Origin of the sequence: Vreelandella songnenensis (genome assembly GCF_003002925.1) — a bacterium.
GTDB classification, from domain to species: domain Bacteria; phylum Pseudomonadota; class Gammaproteobacteria; order Pseudomonadales; family Halomonadaceae; genus Vreelandella; species Vreelandella songnenensis.
Genome location: NZ_PVTK01000006.1, coordinates 1 through 19934 on the forward strand (window position 1 = coordinate 1; position 19934 = coordinate 19934).

The window sequence follows — 19934 nt, forward strand, 5'->3', positions numbered from 1 at the left end:
CGAGAAATGTGTCAGGTAGAAAAACAGCCTGCGAAAGGATGGGCGATTATGCTGGCCAGAAATGAGGAAGTACCGGGTACTTCCTCAGAGCGAGCACTACGAGTCTATCGCGATAGCCTTACCCCCGAACAACGCGCTGAAGGCGAGCGCATGAAAGACGAGTGGCTGGGCCTGCAACCGCCGCTCTCCTATTTCCCCGAGAAGTTTGGCCCGTGATGTTATTCAAACGATCTACGACAGTCGCCACTTTCGCAGGGTTAGCTTTAGCAGCACTAACGTTGCCTTCGGCTTGGGCGTTGAACGAAGAGGCCCAAGCTGCAAAAAACGAAGGCATGCGGCTTTATAATGCTCATCAGCGAGAAGCGAGTATTCCCTATCTGGAGAAGGCAGCTGAAGCGGGCGATATTGACGCAATGTTTTATTTAGGTCATATCAGCCATTCTCAGGAATGGCTGTATCGTGCCGCTCAGGAAGGTGAAGTGTATGCCATGCTGTACCTGCGCGAAGCCTGTGAAACACATCAGATATGTCCAGACGAAGGCGAGAACTGGATAGAGTCAGCTGTTTCCATTGCTTTACAGCGTGCTGAAGCGGGCGACATTGAAGCCATGTTTGCTCTGTACCCTCTTTACGCCACTCTGGGATACGACGACGAACCTCTTTACTGGCTGGAAAAGTCGGCGGAAGCAGGCAATGCCGAAGCACAGCTTAAGCTAGGAGGGCGGATACGCAATGACCAGAGTAACTACCCAGATGAGATAAGTCGCTTAAACGCCGCCGAAGGATGGTTCCGTCGGGCCGCAGAAGCTGGATATCCACGTGCAATGAGCAGCTTATCACGCCTTCTGCATGAGCAAGGAAATGATGACGAAGCTTGGGAATGGATGACACGTGCTTCTAACGCCGGGCATATCAACGCCAGGCAGTGGTTGGCCTATTGCTACATAGAGTCTAACGATGAGAGAAACGCCATCTGTCAGGTAGAACAAGACCCGGCCGAGGGGTGGGCTATTCTCTTGGCGGTGAATGAAGAAGCGCCGAACATACACGTTGAAAACGCGCTTCACTATTTTGAAGATACGGGAAAGATCACTCCTGAAGAGCGCGAAGAAGGTGAGCGCAGGATGATGGAGTGGCTCAGCCGTGAGCCGCCACTTTCCTATTTTCCGATGAAATTTTTTGGTCCATGAAGTGATTAAATAACTTTCAGATATGTTTTTTAATTATTATATTAATTTTAGCGATTTTTATTTTGCAGGGTAATAGATGAAAATATCAAGCGGTGCAGTGCTAATCCTGGTTATGTCCTTTTTTCTGCTGGCAGGCTGCTCAAAAGAGACTCGCGAATCAAGAGCGCTCTATAACGATTTAATGCAGAACGTCGATGAGATTAACTCGCTGGACAGTACGGCAGCGGCTGTCGACAAGCTATTCCTGTATAGCCAGGCGAGCCACAGAATTGAAATACTCCGCACAGAGTATGCCGCTACCAGTAAGGGAGAGGAAATAAAGGCTAACCCTACTTTAGAGGGCGGCAGATCTATTGAAGATATCTTGAACGAGGCGAATAGAGTTAAACAAGAGGCAGCGTCTCAACTAACAGAATACGAAGTGAAATTTATTGAATTAAGCTCAATTCCCATTGCTCAAGTTAGAAATAGCCGTTTGGAAAAGTATGGTATTTCATTGGCCAGGCAGGGCGACGTGGAAAATGCCGAGGCGATTATTCCACATCTTGCAAATACGCTCAGTATCGCTATCGTTCAACTAGAAGTTGCCAAAGCTTATCAGCAGGAGGGTGATTATTATACCGCGGACGATTTTTACACTGAAGCCTCGGATAACTTAGAACAATATAATTTTGATGAGTCCATTTGTAGTACAGAAAAGTGCGGTAACGAAGAGGCACGAGCGAGGATTGTGAAAACCGAACTGATTCTATCCAGACAAAGCCGTTATTTGAACTGATTAACTCCGTTAACGCGTTTATACGTTAACGCAGCAAGCAGCAGAAGCCACAGTATTGCTATACCAAGGAGTTCCAGGTATGAATAAAGCTGCTTGCTCTTCCTATACGTCAGGAGCCTATACAAGCGAAACAATCCCCCCGTTGCCGGAAACACCCAAGCAAAGAGGTCGGGTCGGCGAAGAGCTGTTGCCTTTTGGTGATTATGCTCATATCGATCCCGCTCAGCAGATCAGTGCGGATGCGGATCTGGTTCAACATATGGAACAGAAGAATAAGCAATTCTATGAATCAGATGATTGGTGGTGGACCCATCAAAAAATAATTTTCATTAAAAGTCAGCTAGGGTTATCTGCATTGTTAATTGCTTTCCCGGCGTTATATTTTTTTTCACTCTTAATTTTTCCTTACTGGTTGTCCACTAGGGTCCTAAACCCTGTTTTTGAGTATAATGGCCTTCTTGGAATGTTTGTCGCACTACTTATTTTAGGGGGGGGGGTTGTAGCCGCTGGAATAATCGGAGCCTACACCTGCCAGTCCGTTATGAACGGTATTATTCGCTGTGGCACTTATCTGGTGAGGCCTTGGAGAGGCTGGTTAGCTAAGCAAAGCAATAGCTATCTTAAAAACCGCCAAAGTGAACTCAACCGCCAAACGGGTATGGTGAGCTTTGCCCAAGGCAAGAAAAAGCCACCGCTCGTTGCGCCCTTCATCGAATTCGATGCCTACGTTGAACGAGTGGTGCAGCGGGGAGGTATCTTTTATCGGCTGATGTTCGTGCATCGCTACACCGGTAAACAGTTCAACCAGACCTCATTGAGTGCCATTGTGGATCACCAGCATGAAGTCCGTGCGACGTGGGACATGCTGCAACGCTATATGGACGTCAGCCAGCCATTACCTGATGTTCCGCGATTGGAGCCCTTTCGTCACCTCGACCCCACCACGGCTGAACATGACCGACAAACCGGGCGCGACCCTCGATACTGGCGCGATCTTGATCTGGAAGCTTGGAAGGAAAACGAAGGGGCAGCAAAGCGCCAGGCCCAAGTCGATTTCCCTTGGAGCCGCCAGCGTTGCCAGCTCACGCCACAGCTTGGAAAGATCGAGATGGCGGCTTATCAGGCAAAGAATGCGGCATCGATGGCATGAATCTCTACTAAGTCGAGAAACAGGTGGTCAAGAAGCTCAGCGACCGTCCTCGAAAGCGACTCGGTTAAAGAACATAGGCACAGGTGTTTTTGAGCGAGTACTCAAGCGCCTTGGACACAGCGGGTGCTGCACTTATGAGTTGAATGCAGGTGTTACAGGGAGGGGGAGCATGAAGTGGGCAGGGGTAGCGCTGTTTGTGGCGCTCATGGGTTATTTTATTCATCTATACAACGGTCTGGTTAGGTATCGGCAATTGAGCAAGGAGGGCTGGTCCGGAATTGATGTGCAATTGAAGCGCAGAGCCGATCTGATCCCCAGCTTGCTGGAAACTGTCAAGGCTTACATGCGACACGAGCGCGCAACGTTGCATGAGGTGACGGTTGCCCGGCAGGCAGTACTTGAGGCGCAAGACAAGGGGGCTCTGGTGCAGCGTGGTGAGGCTGAGGATCAACTCTCTGGAGCGCTGGGGCGGCTACTGATGGTGGCGGAAGCCTACCCGAACCTCAAGGCAGATACTACGTTTCTAGAGTTTCAACGTGCGTTGCAGACGGTGGAAAACGACATTCAGTATGCACGACGCTATTACAACGGCACGGTGCGCAACCTGAATGTGGCGGTAGAGTCTTTCCCCTCCAATATCGTCGCCCGAAGCTTTCGATTCGAAAAAGCCCAATACTTCGAGCTAAATAACGAAGGTCGTAGCGTGCCGCAGGTGGCTTTTGCCCAATAGCGGCGCGGTAGGGAAATAGAGCAAGGGATATCCAATGATCAGTAAAGTGTCTATGCGCAAGGTGGCGATTACCTTATGTCTCGCTATTGTTACCCTCATGCTGTCCGGTATGGTAGCACTGCCGGTAGTGGCGGAAGAGGCCATAGAACGGTTCGAGGTTGATATTACGGTAAAGCCCGATTCCTCGGTGGAAATCACCGAGACGATCCGTGTTAATGCCGAGGGCGAGCAGATTCAACGTGGGATCTTTCGCGATATTCCAACTGTCCTGAGCGGCGAAGGCAGACGCCGCGTGAGGCAGACGCTTGATGTGCTCTCAGTGAAGCGCGATGGAGAGCGCGAAAGCTACACGGTCGATGCGTTGAGTACCGGCAAGCGTATCCGGATCGGGCGCGCCAGTGCCACCCTGCCGCATGGCACGCACACCTACGAGATACGCTATCGAATCAATCGGGCGGCTCGTATGTTCCAAGAGCACGATGAACTCTACTGGAATGTGACTGGAAACTTTTGGGTGTTTCCGATTCTAGAGGCATCGGCACTCGTCACACTGCCCGCCGATGCCGAGATCCGTGAGCTTGACGTCTTTACCGGACGTCACGGGGCGACCGAAAAAGCGGCACACATGGAGCAGCTCAAGGATAACGTCGCTCGTTTTGATATAACACAACCGCTGGCGGTTAAGGAGGGCATGACGGTTGCCGTATCCTTTGAAAAAGGAACGCTGCGTTCTCCTGATGTCGCTCATGAAATGCTCTACTGGTTGTTGGACTACCGAGAGGTGGTCGGGCCGACCGCTCTGCTTTTAGTGGTCTTCCTCTATTTCTTCTGTGCTTGGTATCGAGTCGGCCGAAGCCCGGCCAAGGGTACCATCATTCCTCGCTTCTATCCGCCGGCAGGGTTTTCTCCTGCGCTGATCCACTTTGTCTATTATAAGGGGCGCTGGGAAAAGGACGGCTGGACCGCTTTTTCTGCTGCCTTGGTGTCATTGGCCGTCAAGGGGTTGGTGACCCTCGACCAGGAGGGCAAGAAGGCGATGACGATAGAGACGACAGGCAAGGTGCCCAACTCGCTTCCCCCGGGCGAACGAGTCGTTTTCGATTTCCTGCGCGAAAAAAGTCCGGTCACTACCGATGCCAAGCATGGGGGGGCTATCCAGCGCACAAAGTCTCGTTTTATATCAGCGCTGAAAAATGAGAATCGTTCGGTGTTCTTCACCAGCAACTGGGGCTATACCCTCTTCGGCTTGGCGCTGTTTGTTGTGTCGATACTCCAGATGCTCTATTTCAACGTGTTGGAATTCGGTGTGTTCATCTTCATGCTGCTCTCTTGCATACCACTTTTGCTCTTATTGCTGGTCATGAAGTGGGCGAGGCGGAAGCCACTTGTAGTTAGTTTGGTGGTGGGTGCCATCGTGGCAATGGCGATATTCAGTTACTTGAAACACTTGATCGGCATTTACCATGTGGTCGGGATGGATTTGATTTTCATTGCCCTTTTGTTGAGTTTGGCGATCAGTATCATCTTCGGTACTTACATGGGAGCGCATACCCTGCAAGGACGCAAGGTCATGGACGAAATCGAAGGTTTCAAGATGTATCTTGAGACCGCAGAGAAGGAGCGACTCAACTTCCGTGACGAGCCAGATATGACGGTGTTGCGCTATGAGGCGATATTACCCTACGCCATGGCACTTGGTGTCGAGAAGCCCTGGACGGAGCGCTTCGAGAATGATCTGACACGACACGCGATCAGCGACGTCGAGTCGGATTACCGGCCTCATTGGTATAGCGGGGACGGTTTCACCTCGGAGCGTCTTTCTCCGAGCATGAGTGGCATCACCACAGGCGTCACGTCGGCCATGATGGCAGCGCAGCCCGCCTCTTCCTCTAGCTCCGGCTTTTCGAGCGGCAGCAGCGGCTCCTCCAGTGGTGGTTTTTCAGGCGGAGGCGGTGGTGGTGGTGGTGGCGGTGGTTGGTAGTTTTCGCCGCATGATGGGGCCGCCAGCGACACTATGCACTGGCTGATTCACTGACGAAACTCGTCGAGGGTGACTTTTTCCTTAGAGTACTCAGTTGTTTGGTCCTGGAGTGTAGGGGTCATGCCATAAACCGTTACATGCCGGGACCAAGCACCTGATCAGCGATGCCGCTAAAACCGAGATGTTTACACCTGCCACTCAAGCTCGATCACTGTCATTTTAATGCTAGGCACAGACCACGTAGGCGGCGATGCCTGCAGGGCGGAGGGAGAGCCGCGGCGTTTGCGGTATGCTTGGCTATGGCAAGCCTGTATTTAGGCTATCGATTATCCAGCCGTAGGCGGGCATAAACATGCTTGCGTCATGCTGAAATACGAGGTGAATGGTGAAGCGCAGCAAATGGATATGGGCAGTCTGGTGCGTGGTGCTCTTGAGCTGCCTGGTGCCTTATACACTTTTGACCAATGTGGCGGCCTGGTACGGCAGCTTTCTGTTCTGGGCCTGTGCGGGGGTGGCCGTTATCGCCCTGAATATCTTTATTACTCGAGATTTCGAGGATCATGACCATGAGTGAGTCGATGATCTGGTGGTCGATTGCCATCTATGTACTGGCGGCGACAGGGATTGCGGTGCTCTCACGCCAGGGTGCGGCAGACAGCATGTCGGGCTATTTTCTGGGTAACCGGCAGATGAACGGGGTGGTGTCGGCCTTGAGCTACAGCGCAACCACCTATAGCGCTTTCATGATGGTGGGTCTTGCCGGGCTTACTTATGCAGGCGGTGTCGGGGCACTGGGCTTTGAAATTATCTACTTTGCCGGTGTATCGCTGGTGGCGATTTTCGGGCCTCGATTCTGGGCGGTGGGCAGGAAATTCGGGTTTGTTACACCCAGTGAGATGCTGGGCTACCGTTATAACAACCGGCACGTGGCCATGGCGGTTTCGCTTGCCAGCTGTGTGTTCTTGATTCCGTACTCTGCCGTTCAGTTGGCTGGGGTGGGCTACCTGCTGCAGGGGATGACGGACGGTGCCATCCCCTTTACCACAGGTATCGTGATCGCCACGGCCATTGCCATTTTCTTCTCCTACATTGCCGGTATCCGCTCGGTCATGTGGACCGACTCCCTCCAGGCGCTGATGATGATTATCGCCTCTACCCTGGTGGCCTTTCTGGTGGTTCAAGGGCTGGGCGGCTTCAGCGGCCTGTTCGGTACCCTTGAAGCCGAGCACCCGGCTTCGCTGAGCGTACCGGGTTCAGGTGTCTTCAGTTTGGTAACCTTTCTGGGATTGAGCATTCCCTGGTTCTTTTTCAGCCTTTCCAATCCACAGGTAAGCCAGCGCTTGTTCATGCCGTCTTCGCTGCGCGCCATGCGCCAGATGTTGATTGGCTTTCTGGTGTTCGGTCTGGTCTATACGCTGGTGTCGGTGTTGTGGGGCTTTTCCGCGCTGGCGGCGTTCCCGGACCTTGCCCGTGCGGACCTGGCAACCCCCACACTGTTGGCATCCAACCTTGTGCCTCCGGTGCTGGGTGTCATCGTGATGGTGGGGATCATGGCGGCAGCGGTGTCCACCATTGATTCGATCATGCTGACCCTGGCGTCCATGCTGTCACGGGATGTCTATGCCAACGCTAAACCGGGGGTGAACGAGAAGCGCCAACTGTTGATGGGCAAGATCGTGATTCCCGTGATTGCCCTGCTGGCGCTTGGCTTTGCCGAGCTGCAGCTGGACCTGATAGCGGTGCTGTCAGTGGCCACTTCGTCAGGCCTGGTGGCCGTCGTGCCTGCCATCATCGGCGCGTTTTACTGGCGGCGCGGTACGGCCGCCGGGGCGCTGGCAAGCGTGCTGGGCACCAGCGCCTTTGTGCTGCTGATGTACGCTACGGGTAATTCCTTGCTGGGTTTGCCGGCCGGCATCTGGGGAATCGTTGTCGCCACGTTCTTGTTTGTGGGCGTCAGCCTGGTTACCAAGCCCCACGTGCCATCCGTCGATGCGTTTCTGTGGGCGGTCGATGATGGGCCACTGAACCGCCGATGAGGCGAGTGTAGAAACGTACCAGTAATCAATTCAATTTTCAGACGTTCGTTATCAACGGCTTTAGCGTTTGTGGACAATAAAAGCGTGGTGATAAAAATGAAGAAAACGGCAGGGATTGCGATGGGGCTGGTTTGCCTAGTAGGCGCGGCCTACTCACTTTTGGCGGCTGCCAGCGATGAGAACGAGAGTCATCGGGAAAGAACGCTACGAATTCTCAAGCAACAAGATCGGATCATTGAGCGGCACGACGCCAGGGGGAGCAGGCTCGAGGAAATGCAGGATCAAGCGTTGGCAGGGCTGCTCTGGAACGAATCCATGGAATTTATCTATGAGGCACTTGGTGCACTGGCACTGCCCGCTGGGCCGTCCTACGGCAACGAATACACGGAGCCACGCTTTGCGCGATTGAATGATTATGAGAGTCCTGAAGCGCTGACCGATATTTATCTCAAAAGCCATGCAGTACATTTTGCAGTTGAGCATAATCATGAGTGTCTCGTTGTGCAGGAGCCCTTCGACTACCCTTTCGCGAAGAGATTAGATTGGTGGGAAGTGGCGTTCGATAATGGCGAGGTGGCGGATCTTCCTGATATCTCTCCAGGACCCTTCAGCTCGCAGCAAGGTCGCTACTGTATTGTGGACTATCCGGTTGACCATGAAGCTGAACCCGTTGCCCTGAAAGGAGAGTTTTTTACTCAACTACCCGATAATGTCGTGGCGCTCGAGTTCTCTGCAGAAGATATAGGGTCGACCAAGAGTGCCTCGGGGATCGATGTGACTCTGGTGGATATGAGCGAGTATGCCTATGTGATAGAGGTCAACGAGGCGCAGAGCGATGCACTGCCCTTGAGGGATCACGATATCGTCGGCGAAGCTATTTCCGCCAATGGCCGCTATGTGAGCAGAAACTCCAATCGCAGCGAGCCCTTGGCCTACTATCTGGAGTTCGAGGTGCTGTTGGATGATCTTGTCGATAGATTGGCCGCAGGGGAGCTGGATGAAGAGCAGATTCGCCAGGAAATCATGGCGTATAGAGAGGAATGGGCACAAGAAGAGCACATTCACTACAAGGCTTTTGGCTTTAATGGGGATGTCGATACAGCCAGGGTGACGCTGCTGGCAAGAAGTGAAGATGCCGTTGAAATGCGCCAGGAAATTAACGCATCTGTCTTCTCCAGGCACGCCCTTATTACTGATGAAGATGCGGTAAGCTCACTCTTGTATTTCGATAGACCTGTTTACGATGACCGGTACATTCTTGATGGAGCGCGATCAGATTACGACAGCGACGAATTGCAGTCGTTGATTGAAGTAAGAAAAGAGCAGAGACGTCGAGAATATCTACAAGACCATGAGTATGGTGATCGAGTGTTCTTCGATTACCCTGCTGTTGCCAGCGACCTGTTTATCGATTCCCTGGAACGTTATCAGAAACCCGGAAAGGAGGGTGTACGATTTTTTGATGCCGAGGGTAATCGCATCGCACTGCCCGCTGATCATGAGCAGTTGTATCGATTCATGGTAAGCCGTGTCGAGTACAATCCGGACACGTTTCCCGAATATCCTGCACGCCTTGAAGTCACACTTCCCGTACAGACCGCGCCTGATATCGTCAAACAGCGCTTCTCTTTGGAAGCCCTCCCAGAGGGCATTGAAATCGAAGGGAACGCGCTCATCATTGATCACGCCTCCTTTTCGTTCGAGGCCGCTGGGTTGGAAAGCGGTACGACGAGTTACTTCTTTGCCAAGGATGAAAGTGAGCGTTATCTGCAGGAAGTTACCAATACATCACTGCCTACTGAATCTGGTGAGGCTAGGGAGATCTATTACTTCTATGGCCTGCCTGAGTCGATAGAAATCTGGCAACAGGGGGAAATCGAAGTCATCAAGCTGAAAATGGACACCGACCTCCCTGCTTCGATAGAGGAGCAGGAAAGCGCGCTTGAAGCCTAGTCCTGCTGCGGTCAACCAGCCGTCAGCGGTAGAAGGCACGCCGATAAGTGCCTTCTACCATAAGTGGATTTAACGCCACACCGCCAGCTGCTTTCGATAATCCACCTGCGCTTGGGTCGCGCTCACTGGCTGAAGCCACACCTCGGTGCCGGGCAGGCATTGGGAGAGGCGGGCGCAGGCGCTTCGTGTGATGGCGCCGATGCGGGGATAGCCGCCAATCGTCTGGCGGTCGTTCATCAGCACGATGGGCTGACCGTCCGGCGGTATCTGTACGGCGCCCAGGGGAATCCCTTCAGAAATGATCCCGCCCAGCCTGCTGTTCAGCGCCTGGCCGGTCAGGCGAACGCCCATGCGGTCGGCACGCTGGTCCACCTTCCACGGCTGGTTGAACGCCTGATACAGGCTGCGCCCGGCAAAGTGAGCTGCCTGGGAGCCCAGCACCAGCGGGAGCGTGCAGTGCTGGCCGGGCATGGCCGGGGCGAGCGCCTCGGGCAACTGACGGGTGGCCTGTGGCTTCTGGCTCAGCCAGACAAGTTGATCGCCGGTTTGCAGCGGCTTGCCGTCTTCGTGCAGGCCACCGAGCTGCTCGCGGGCGGTGCAGGCGTGGCTGCCAAGGACTTCCGGCGCCTTCAGTCCACCCGGAAAGGCGAGATAGGCCCGCAGCCCGGCGCGCGGCTGACGAAATACCAAGCGCTGCCCGGCTTTCAGGGTAAAGCAGGTATTAGGCGCCAGAGGGTGATCGTTGATCCGAGCATCCAGGTCGGCGCCGGCCAGGGCTAGGCAAACGTCGTGGCTGGCTTCCAGGGTCAGGTTGCCACCCAGCACGATCTCGAGCGCAGTGCTGTCCAGCGCATTGCCCAGCAGCCAGTTGGCCCAGTAAAACGAGATCCAGTCCGCCGCTCCGCTCTGGGTAACGCCAAGATGACCGACCCCAAACCGCCCGCCATCCTGAATCAGCGCCAGTGGCCCTGCCTGTTTCACGCTAAGGGTGGCGGTGCTCATGAGCGCTCCTCCAGCGGGGTGGTATCGCCGCCTGCCGCTTCAAATTCCGCTTTCGAAATTGCCTTGAAGCGTACCTTGTCGCCGGGGCGAAAGAGAGGCTCGCCGCGTTTGGCGTACTCGAACAGCGGCACGGCGGTGCGACCTAGAATGTTCCAGCCGCCGGGCGAGAGCAGAGGATAGATAGCGGTTTGCCGGTCGGCGATACCCACACTTCCGGCGGCCACGCGCTGGCGCGGTGTTTTCAGGCGCGGCGTGGCAAGCCCCTCATCCACCAGGCCCATAAAGCCATAACCCGGTGCAAAGCCCAGGGCAAACACGCAGTAATCGTGACTGCAGTGGCGTGTAATCAACTGCTCGACGCTGATACCGGCGCGCTTGGCGACCGGGGCAAGCTCGGGGCCGACGCTTGCGTCGTACCACACGGGGATTTCATGCAGCTGGCCGTTCTGAATATCGGCAGGCTGTAAATCATTCAGAGCGTTTCGCGCCAGGGCCGTGGCCTCGGCAAAGCCCAACTGACGGCAGTCGTAGTGAACCAGCAGCGTGGTGTAGGAGGGGATCAGGTCGATCAGCGCATCACCGAACGCCTGACGCAAGGCGGTATCGGCGGGGATGATCCAGGCCATGTTGCCTTCATCGATGGTATCGAATAAACGCACGGTCAGCGCGTCCATGGCAGCGGTTTCCAGACGTGGTTTCACACTGACTCCAACGCTTGAAAGGCTTGGCGGATGGCGTGTACGGCCGCCATGGATTCAGGGTTGTCGCCATGCACGCAGAGCGTATCGCAGGGCAGGTACAGCGGCGTGCCGTCGCGCGCGGTCAGGGCTTCGCCCTTGGCCAGGGCAATGGCCTGAGCGACGATCGTGGCCTGGTCGTGATGCACCGCCCCCGGCAGGCGGCGCGAGGCCAGGTGGCCGTTGGCCTCGTAGGCGCGGTCGGCAAAGGTCTCGAACCACAGCGTGATGCCCATTCTGGCTGCCAGTTCGCGGTGCGAGTCGGCATCCGCAGTGGACATCACCATCAGCGGCAGGCTTGGATCAAACGCCCGCACGGCGCGCATGGCGCCTTCCAGTAGCTCCAGGTTGGCCGCCATGTCGTTATACATGGCGCCGTGGGGCTTGATATAGGCAAGCTCGGTGCCTTCGGCGCGGCAGATGCCGGCAAGCGCGCCGGCCTGATAAAGCATCATGTCCTCGACTTCTGCCGCCGAGCAGGCCATGGAGCGTCGTCCAAAACCCACCAGATCCGGATAGCCCGGATGGGCGCCGATACGCACGCCGTGTTCGGCGGCCAGCGCGACCGTGCGGCGCATCACGTGAGGGTCGGAGGCGTGAAAGCCACAGGCGATATTGGCACAGTCAACGTAAGGCATGACCTCGGCATCCAGGCCAAGGGTCCAGTTACCGAAGCTTTCGCCCATGTCGCAGTTGAGCAGAGGAACGGCCATGACGACTCCTGTTGTTGTTGAAAATATTGTTGAAAGCGTTATTAAACGTTTTTAAACGGCGGCTAAGAGAGAGAAAGTGCTGGTGATGCTATAGCGATTATTATTGAAGCCGGATATAAGACGCGCTTTGTGTGCGTTTCAATATATGGGAGAGACGCTTTTCAGTGCCAATCGTTTTTGGCGATATTGAGTATCGGCGGTTTCTATCATATTGTTATTTATTATAAAAAGTGTTGACGCTGGCGCTCGATACGATTATCAAATAAATAAACAGCCATTAATAAGCGACAAGCCGGAACGTATTTTTGCCTCAAGCCGTTAATAATAATGAGCAGCAAAAGCCGCTTCGAGGAGTAAGCCATGCGCACGCCCGCCACGTGGCAACGATATGACCTGATAACAGGTTCGTTGGCCTTGAAATTGCATTATCGGCAGCAACGGGGTTTGATGCCCGTTACCAGCCCGGCGAGCAGATATCTTGAAAGATGGCTGCCATGCCGATGCCGTTCAATGATTCAACGCGTGGGTTAGGCAACACTATGCTCGATTTCAAAGAACTTGAAGCCTTTGTGTGGGCCGTCAGGCTCGGCTCCTTTCGCAAGGCGGCGGCGCGTCTGCATCTGACCCAGCCTTCGGTGTCCGAGCGTATCTCACGCCTGGAGGCGACCGTAGGCGAGCTGCTGTTGGAGCGTTCGGCCCGCCCGGTTCAACCCACCATGCGCGGGCGAGAATTTTTTCCGCATGCCGAGCGTATGCTCAACCAGCGCGATGAAGCCATGAGGCTCTTCGACAGTGAGGAAGAGTACTCCGCACCGCTGCGCCTGGGCACTATTGAAACGATCGTGCACAGCTGGTTTCCGGAATTCATGCATCAGCTGACCGAGCGCTATCCGCGATTGATCATCGAGCTGACGGTGGATTACTCACCCGCCCTGAACGAGCGGCTGGCAGGTAACGAGCTGGACATTCTGCTGGCCATGAACGGCTATCTGCCGCAGGCGCAGATCGAATACGAAGCGTTAAGCCCGTATGAGATGGGCATGTTCGTATCGCCCCGGCATGCCGACATGCTCAACGAAAGCGCCGAGGCGTGGTGCAATAAGTTGCCATTCATTTCGTTTGGCAAACTGGCCCGCCCCTACGTCGAACTGGTGCAGTACCTGGCGGAGCAGGGCGTGACCCATCCACGCATTCATAGCGTCAGTACGCTGATGACCATCGTACGCCTGACCACTGAGGGTTTGGGCATCGGCGCACTGCCGGTCGCCACGGTGCTGGATGAATGGCGGCGTGGCGAGCTTCTACGCCTGGCGCTGCCGGTGCCGCTACCGCCCATGAACTATGATGTGATCTGGCGTCGCGCCAATCATCCCCGCTTTTGCAGAAGCGTAGGCCGCTTGGCCCAGAAGACGGCCTACGCCTACGCGCATGACCGCCGTACCGAGTTGACCAACGCACTTTTCAAGGGGCGCTGGGTGCAGCCAGGCGCCTCCCTTACCACCCCCAACGCACCACCTCCACTAATATAAACACAAGGATATCAATCATGCGTATGCGTATCGCGACCCCATTGCTTCTCGCAACCGCCTATGGCCTGGCGGCATCAGCCTCCGCTCAGGCGGCCCAGTGGACCATGGCTACCCCTTACGGTGATGCCAGCTTCCACACCCAGAACACCAAGCAGTTTGCCGAAGACGTGGCGGAAGCTACCGATGGCGAGCTGACGATTACCGTGCATAGCGGTGGCTCGCTGGTATCCCACGGGGAGATCAAACCCTCGGTACGCCGCGGTACCATCGATGCGGGTGAAGTGTTCCTGTCGGTGCTTTCCAACGACGACCCGATCTTCGAGGTCGATACGCTTCCCGGCGTGGCGGGCAGCTACGACGACGCCTACGCGCTGTGGCAGGCTACCAAGCCGATGATTACCGAGCTTTTTGCCTACGAAGGCCTGATCCCGCTGTATGCCGTGGCCTGGCCCGCCCAGGGCATCTATACCGCCAACGAGTTGACCGACCCCGAGCAGTTCGAAGGCCTGCGGGTGCGTGCGCCCAACATCAATACCCAACGATTCGTTAACAACCTGGGCGGCAGCCCTACCGAGACCGAAGAGTCCGACATCCCGACCGCATTCAGCACGGGCCGGGTGGATGCCATGATTACCTCAAGCTCTACCGGTAATTCCATGACCGCCTGGGACTACGTGTCCTACTACACCGATGCGAATCTGTGGCTGCCCAAGAACATCGTATTTATCAGCCAGCGCAGCTTCGACCGTTTGGATGAAGCAACTCAGGAAGCCTTGATGGAAGCCGCCGCGCGCGCCGAAGAGCGTGGCTGGCAGTTGAGCCGTGACGACAACGACGCAAGCCTTGCCAAGCTTGAGGAGAACGGTATCAGCGTATCCACGCCCAACGAAGAGGTGGCGGCGGCGCTTCAGCAAGCGGGTGATCAACTCTTTGAAGACTGGTTGAGCCGTGCTGATGATGAAGCCGAAGCGGCCCTTCAGGCTTACCGCGAACAGCAGGGCAATTAAGAGAAATAACCCTTTCCAGAGGCGGCCTGGCCGCCTCTTTCACCCACCCGCTCGGTGAGATAACGAAATGACGTTCAAATTCGACAAGCTCTACCGCCTCGGTGCGTGGGGGGCCGCGGCTTGCATGATGGCGATTTGTGCGCTGATTGCGCTGCAGGTCACCTTTCGCTTAGTAGACGCGCTGCTGATTCTGGCAGGTATGAAACGCTTGGGGATCAGCATCACCGGCGTTTCCGAAATGGCAGCCTATTTGCTGGTAGGGGCTACCTTTCTGGGTCTTGCCTATACCTTTGTGCACCACGCCCATATTCGCGTGACGCTGCTGATTTCGCGCCTGCCTTCGGCCATTCGCGTATGGTTTGAGGTGGCGGCGCTACTGATGGCGCTGTTTATCAGCCTGATACTGGGCTACGAGCTGATAGCTCTGGCCAGGGAAAGCCTGCAATACAACGACGTCTCCTCGGGATTCTTGTCCATACCGCTCTGGATTCCTCAAAGCGTGCTGGTGGTCAGCGTGAGTCTATTGGTGCTTGCCCTGCTGGAAGCACTGCTGATGGCGCTGCGCATTGCCCTGCGTGACCCCTCAAGCTTTCGCGAAGCGACTTCCATTGATGACAGCGAAATACACTGATTCCCTGCCGACGCCGCTTGGCCACGTTATGTTGGAGAACACCTCGTGCTAACACTCAGCCTGGTGACTATTTTCACCCTACTGCTTCTGCTGGGTGGAGGCGTATGGATCGCCTTTGCCCTGATCGGCACCGCGTGGGTGGCGCTACAGTTCTTTAGCCCGTTTGCCCCGGGTTCTATTCTGGCCTCGGATTTCTGGGGCGCCAGCTACGGCTGGGACCTGACCGCGCTGCCCATGTTTATCTGGATGGGCGAAATACTCTTTCGCTCCGGACTTGCCGACAACATGTTTCGCGGCATCTCGCCCTGGTTGAACCGCCTGCCGGGACGGCTGCTGCACACCAATATCATCGGTAGCGGCATGTTTGCGGCGGTATGCGGCTCTTCTGCCGCCACTTGCGCCACCGTAGGCAAGATGACCCTGCCGGAGCTTGAGCGGCGCGGCTACGACAGCAATATGGCGATCGGCACGCTGGCCAGTGCCTCGACGCTCGGCCTCTTGATTCCGCCTTCCATCATGCTGATCGTTTATGGTGTGGTGACCGAGCAGTCGATTTCGCGGCTCTTCATGGCGGGTGTGGGGCCCGGCCTCATGATTCTGGCGCTGTTCATGGCCTATCTGATCTTGTGGGCACTGCTCAAGGGCAATCGCGCCGGGCTTACCGGTGAGGACGAGTCCTCCATGAGCTTCGCCGAAAAGCTTCGCAATACCTGGGCGCTGGCGCCGATTCTGGTGCTGATTGGCGGCATCATCACGTCTATTTATGGCGGGCTGGCATCGCCAACGGAAGCGGCAGCGGTCGGGGTCGTGCTTTCCATGGCCATCGCCCGCTGGAACGGCCACTTTACCGCCCAGATATTCAAGAGCTCGCTGTTTGCCGCGATTCGCACCGCCTGCATGATCGCCTTCATCATTGCCGGCGCATCGTTTCTGACCTCGGCCATGGGCTTTACCCAGGTGCCCATCCAGCTGGCCCGTACCATTGGCGAAATGGGCCTGTCGCCCACCATGCTGCTGGTGGCCTTGACGCTGCTGCTGCTGATCATGGGCTGCTTTCTGGACGGTATCTCGCTGATTCTGCTGGTAACCGCGGTTATCATGCCGGTAATCAACGCCGCCGGGTTTGATCTGATCTGGTTTGGTATCTACCTGGTGGTGGTCGTGGAAATGTCGCAGATTACCCCACCGGTCGGGTTCAACCTGTTTGTGATTCAGGGGCTGACCGGCAAGGATATTCTGACCATCACCCGGGCGACGCTGCCGTTTTTCTTGCTGATGCTGCTGGCCATCGCGCTGATGCACTTTTTCCCCGCGATTGCGCTTTACCTGCCCTACGCCATGAACAGCTAACAGCCTCAGGCCGCCACTTGGCGGCCTGATGGTCACGGCTGAATCAGATTTTCCCGGCTTTGCGGCCCAATCCCGAGCGGCGAATGGCGAGCGAGGCGTCACGCAGGCTACGCACTTGCTGGTTTGCATCAGAGGAGCGTAACGAGGCTAGCGCCTGCTGCTGGTCGTCCAACTGCGTGCCCAGCGCCAAGGTGTGCTGGAAAAGCAGCTGGTGGGCTTCGCTGAGCAGGGTCGTGCTGTCTACCTCGACCGGGGCGGTCATTCTTAACGCATTGGCGAGTATGTCGCTTTGCTGCTGAACATGATGCAGCACATCATCCAGCTCCAGCGCGCTGGTATGGCTTACGCTTTTTAATTGATACAGCACGGCGGCAAGTTTTGACGCTGCGCTTCGGGAGACCCAGGCATCTGCAATCGGGCCGGCGAGCCGCACGCACAGCAGCAGCTTATCCTTCACCAAAAAACTGTCGTGGCTTTCACGTATGGCCATGACCGTTGGGTCGGGCATGCCCCACTTGGCGGCAAGCCAGGCACCCACCAGCGTGTGGTCGCAGCCGAAGTGTGCCCGTTCACCCTGGGTTGTTTCACCGTGGGAAAGCGTGGCGTCGGCGTACAGGGCGTCGGCCTCCTCAGGATAGGCCGCCTGAAGCGCCAAAATGCCGATATCCTGCAACAGGGCCAGGGTAAAGGCGGTGCCGCTGCTTTCCGGGCAAAGCTGCTCGGCCAGGTAGCGGGCAATCAGTGCCGAGGTGATGGAGCGCTGCCACATGCGGTTGTGGTGATCATCGCCCTGGGCATGCTTGAACAGGGTAAACCCGAGTATCACCGCAAGCGTTGCGTTCAGCCCCAGGCGCTGCATGGCGTCCAGGCACGTTTGGGCGCGGGCAGTGCTGCGGGCGTAGTAGGCGCTGTTGGCCAGGGCAATCAGGCGCAGCGTAAGCGCCGGGTCGTTCTCGATCGCCTTGGCATAGTCATTGAGCGTCGCTTTAGGTGCACGGGCGATATCCAGCACGCGAAGGGCAACGGAGGGCATGGCGGGCAAGCGTGTGCACTGTAGCAGTGATTTGCTTAGAAACGCCGGCAGCTCATGGGTGAGCGACATATAGAGCGTATCGTTGGGCCCCGTCATATTTCCTCCTGATACATTTCAACGCCAAGGGCAGCGGTTAAACGTGTGGATTTTACCCTATCGCCGCTGGGCGCTGACATTTTCTACTCGATACGCGTGGTGAATAGCAGCTCAAGCCTGCTATCGGCTGGGCGCATCAGCTGGCGTGATTACAGAATAATCACCGTCGCCAGCCCCAGAAAAGACAGAAAACCGACCACGTCGGTCACCGTGGTCAAGATCACCGCACCGGATAACGCCGGGTCGATCTGCAGCCTTTTCAGCACCAGCGGAATGAGCACGCCGGACAGGTTGGCAAGGCTCATATTGATAAAGATCGCCAGCGTAATCACCAGGGTAATGAGCGGGTCGCCAAACCAGAGATAGGAAACCGCGCCGACCACCAGCGCCCACACCAGGCCGTTGCTCATGCCGACCCACAGCTCCTTGTTGTAGAGCCACTGCTTGTTGTTACCCGCCAGCTGGCCAAGGGCCAGGCCGCGTATGACCACTGTCAGGGTCTGGCTTCCCGCAATCCCGCCCATGCTGGCCACGACGGGCATCAAGATGGCAAGCGCCACGATCTGATCCAGCACGGCTTCAAACCGCCCAATCACAAAGGCTGCCAAGAAGGCGGTCAGCAGGTTGATCCCGAGCCAGACGCCACGGCTTTTGGCACTGCGCAGAATAGGGGTAAACACTTCCTCTTCATCGCTCACCCCGGACATGTGCTTCAGCGTCATGTCCGCGTCGTCCTGGGTAATTTCCAGCACGTCGGCGACGTTTAGCTGACCCACCAGCAGCCCGTCGCTGTTACACACCGCCACGAAAGGCAGCTCCTTGGAGCGCAGCAGGGCGGCGGCATCGCTTACCTTCATCTGGTCATTGAGCGTGTAAGGAGCATCGTCCATGAACTCATCAACGATGCTCTCCTGAGCCTGCTTGACCAGGTCGATCAGCGTCAGGGTGCCCAGCAGGCGCTTATCCTTGTCGGTGATCATGATCTGCTGGGACTCGTCATCCAGAAGGTGATGGATACGAATGTAGCGCTGTACCGCCTCAAGTGAGACACCCTGCTTTACATTGACCGTTTCCGGGTCCATGTAACGGCCCACCATGTCCTCTTCATAGGTATAGAGGTTTTCGACCTGGGCACGAATTTCCTGATCGAGGCTGGCATAGACGGTGGTCTTGATCTCGTCGTCGGCAACATCGAGAACCTCGGCGACTTCCTGGGCATCCAGGCCTTTGACGATCTGTTCGACGTCGCTGGCGGTCAGGCCCTCGATATAGTCGCCGCGAATGTCCTCATCGACTTCGGCAAGCACTTCACCGAGCAAGGCGTCAGGAATGTACACCCATAGACGGTCGCGGGTCTTGGCGGGGAAAGACTCAAGAGTGCGCGCAATCGCTAGAATATCGAGTTCATTGAACAGCTCGTTCAAGGCGGCCGTATCTTCTTCATCCAGCCGCTTTTGAAGATACAGCAGCTGCTCCTCGGTAGTGGTGTATTTCTCTTCGTCGCGCATGGAGTCCATCCTTTGGAAAATCAGATTTTTGACACAACCACGTGAAGCGCTTGATGGCTCACTGTGAAGCTTATCGGTCGGGTGGGCTAAAAGCTACGCAGCTGATTCTCGGCAGCAAGAGCAGCGCTCAGGCATCGGCGAACCCTAATGGCGGGTAACAAATGCTACGCGAACGCCGTAAGCAAGGCGCTGCCGGGCAGAAACAGGTGGTGTCGGATTGCCAATCATTTCATCGGCAGCCTCAGACCAGGTCAGCGTGCCATGAGTAAAGCCCAGCGGTGCCAGTGCGCGGCTGACCCATTGTGTGCCGCTGAAACGCCGGGTTTCTCCCCGTTCATCCACCAGCAGGCTTGCCGTTTCCTGTCGATGCAGGCGAACGATATACCAGCCCGTGTCGATACCAAGCAGTTCCACCTCGGGAAGCGGGGATGAGAGGCGCGCCAGCTCATCAAGGGTAAGCGTGGCAGGAAGTATTAAGGACATGGCGTAATCTCTTGGACTGCTGACGTA

The 19934-nt window shown here is 56.1% G+C and carries 19 protein-coding genes and 1 pseudogene; 14 read left to right on the forward strand and 6 right to left on the reverse strand.

Translation table 11 applies throughout. The features are described 5' to 3' along the window. Positions 1-48 precede the first annotated feature (48 nt). The 10 genes and pseudogenes from B0H98_RS17065 to B0H98_RS10825 all read left to right on the forward strand — a co-directional run bounded on the left by B0H98_RS17065 (position 49) and on the right by B0H98_RS10825 (position 9818). The gene (locus B0H98_RS17065) at positions 49-216 is read left to right on the forward strand and encodes a hypothetical protein (RefSeq protein WP_167392673.1); all 168 of its coding nucleotides are present in this window, start codon (positions 49-51) and stop codon (positions 214-216) included. Beyond that, positions 213-1190, forward strand: a complete 978-nt coding sequence (locus tag B0H98_RS10790) for a tetratricopeptide repeat protein (protein ID WP_146130249.1) — start codon at positions 213-215, stop codon at positions 1188-1190. Before B0H98_RS17065 ends, B0H98_RS10790 begins: the two co-directional genes overlap by 4 nt. A 76-nt stretch (positions 1191-1266) precedes the next feature. Then, a complete protein-coding gene (locus B0H98_RS10795) occupies positions 1267-1968 on the forward strand; it encodes a hypothetical protein (RefSeq protein WP_146130250.1) in 702 nt (233 codons plus the stop codon). Between the two features lie 79 nt (positions 1969-2047). Further along, positions 2048-3118 (forward strand): hypothetical protein, encoded by a 1071-nt coding sequence (locus B0H98_RS10800; RefSeq protein WP_106375073.1) that lies wholly within the window; start codon positions 2048-2050, stop codon positions 3116-3118. Positions 3119-3135: 17 nt separating this feature from the next. Continuing rightward, positions 3136-3261, forward strand: a pseudogene (locus B0H98_RS17325) (IS30 family transposase); the annotation flags it as partial. Positions 3262-3287: 26 nt separating this feature from the next. Then, positions 3288-3848, forward strand: coding sequence for a LemA family protein (locus B0H98_RS10805; protein ID WP_106375074.1), 561 nt, complete (start codon positions 3288-3290; stop codon positions 3846-3848). 34 nt (positions 3849-3882) lie between these two features. Continuing rightward, positions 3883-5829 carry a DUF2207 domain-containing protein gene (locus tag B0H98_RS10810; protein WP_106375075.1) on the forward strand — a complete coding sequence of 649 codons (1947 nt, stop codon included), beginning with the start codon at positions 3883-3885 and terminating at the stop codon, positions 5827-5829. 382 nt (positions 5830-6211) lie between these two features. After that, positions 6212-6403, forward strand: a complete 192-nt coding sequence (locus tag B0H98_RS10815; RefSeq protein ID WP_340162380.1) for a hypothetical protein — start codon at positions 6212-6214, stop codon at positions 6401-6403. After that, positions 6396-7865 carry a sodium:solute symporter family protein gene (locus B0H98_RS10820; RefSeq protein ID WP_106375076.1) on the forward strand — a complete coding sequence of 490 codons (1470 nt, stop codon included), beginning with the start codon at positions 6396-6398 and terminating at the stop codon, positions 7863-7865. The genes B0H98_RS10815 and B0H98_RS10820 overlap by 8 nt, the downstream gene beginning before the upstream one ends. Before the next feature lie 96 nt (positions 7866-7961). Further along, on the forward strand, positions 7962-9818 hold the full coding sequence (locus B0H98_RS10825) for a hypothetical protein (protein WP_106375077.1): 1857 nt from the start codon (positions 7962-7964) through the stop codon (positions 9816-9818). Positions 9819-9887: 69 nt separating this feature from the next. Here the strand turns inward: B0H98_RS10825 and B0H98_RS10830 are convergent, their stop codons facing one another. Genes B0H98_RS10830 through B0H98_RS10840 form a run of 3 tightly spaced genes read right to left on the reverse strand, consistent with a single transcriptional unit; the run spans position 9888 to position 12270 of the window. Continuing rightward, the gene (locus tag B0H98_RS10830) at positions 9888-10820 is read right to left on the reverse strand and encodes a 5-oxoprolinase subunit C family protein (RefSeq protein ID WP_106375078.1); all 933 of its coding nucleotides are present in this window, start codon (positions 10818-10820) and stop codon (positions 9888-9890) included. Beyond that, the gene (locus B0H98_RS10835) at positions 10817-11521 is read right to left on the reverse strand and encodes a 5-oxoprolinase subunit B family protein (RefSeq protein WP_106375079.1); all 705 of its coding nucleotides are present in this window, start codon (positions 11519-11521) and stop codon (positions 10817-10819) included. Before B0H98_RS10835 ends, B0H98_RS10830 begins: the two co-directional genes overlap by 4 nt. Further along, positions 11518-12270, reverse strand: coding sequence for a 5-oxoprolinase subunit PxpA (locus tag B0H98_RS10840; protein ID WP_106375080.1), 753 nt, complete (start codon positions 12268-12270; stop codon positions 11518-11520). The genes B0H98_RS10835 and B0H98_RS10840 overlap by 4 nt, the downstream gene beginning before the upstream one ends. Before the next feature lie 539 nt (positions 12271-12809). On the opposite strand from B0H98_RS10840, the gene B0H98_RS10845 reads away from it, so the two are divergent. The 4 genes from B0H98_RS10845 to B0H98_RS10860 all read left to right on the forward strand — a co-directional run bounded on the left by B0H98_RS10845 (position 12810) and on the right by B0H98_RS10860 (position 16787). Next, positions 12810-13799, forward strand: coding sequence for a LysR family transcriptional regulator (locus B0H98_RS10845; protein ID WP_106375257.1), 990 nt, complete (start codon positions 12810-12812; stop codon positions 13797-13799). Positions 13800-13816: 17 nt separating this feature from the next. Beyond that, the gene (locus B0H98_RS10850; RefSeq protein WP_106375081.1) at positions 13817-14806 is read left to right on the forward strand and encodes a TRAP transporter substrate-binding protein; all 990 of its coding nucleotides are present in this window, start codon (positions 13817-13819) and stop codon (positions 14804-14806) included. Between the two features lie 67 nt (positions 14807-14873). Beyond that, entirely contained in the window at positions 14874-15437 is a 564-nt protein-coding gene (locus B0H98_RS10855; protein ID WP_106375082.1) for a TRAP transporter small permease, read from the forward strand. Between the two features lie 45 nt (positions 15438-15482). Continuing rightward, the gene (locus tag B0H98_RS10860) at positions 15483-16787 is read left to right on the forward strand and encodes a TRAP transporter large permease (RefSeq protein WP_106375083.1); all 1305 of its coding nucleotides are present in this window, start codon (positions 15483-15485) and stop codon (positions 16785-16787) included. Between the two features lie 43 nt (positions 16788-16830). On the opposite strand, the gene B0H98_RS10865 is transcribed toward B0H98_RS10860, so the two are convergent. From B0H98_RS10865 to B0H98_RS10875, 3 genes are all read right to left on the reverse strand, one after another. Then, entirely contained in the window at positions 16831-17916 is a 1086-nt protein-coding gene (locus tag B0H98_RS10865) for an HDOD domain-containing protein (protein WP_106375084.1), read from the reverse strand. A 149-nt stretch (positions 17917-18065) separates the two neighbouring features. Continuing rightward, positions 18066-19424 carry a magnesium transporter gene (gene mgtE, locus B0H98_RS10870; protein ID WP_106375085.1) on the reverse strand — a complete coding sequence of 453 codons (1359 nt, stop codon included), beginning with the start codon at positions 19422-19424 and terminating at the stop codon, positions 18066-18068. A 144-nt stretch (positions 19425-19568) separates the two neighbouring features. Then, positions 19569-19907, reverse strand: a complete 339-nt coding sequence (locus B0H98_RS10875) for a DUF6482 family protein (protein WP_106375086.1) — start codon at positions 19905-19907, stop codon at positions 19569-19571. Positions 19908-19934: the final 27 nt, after the last annotated feature.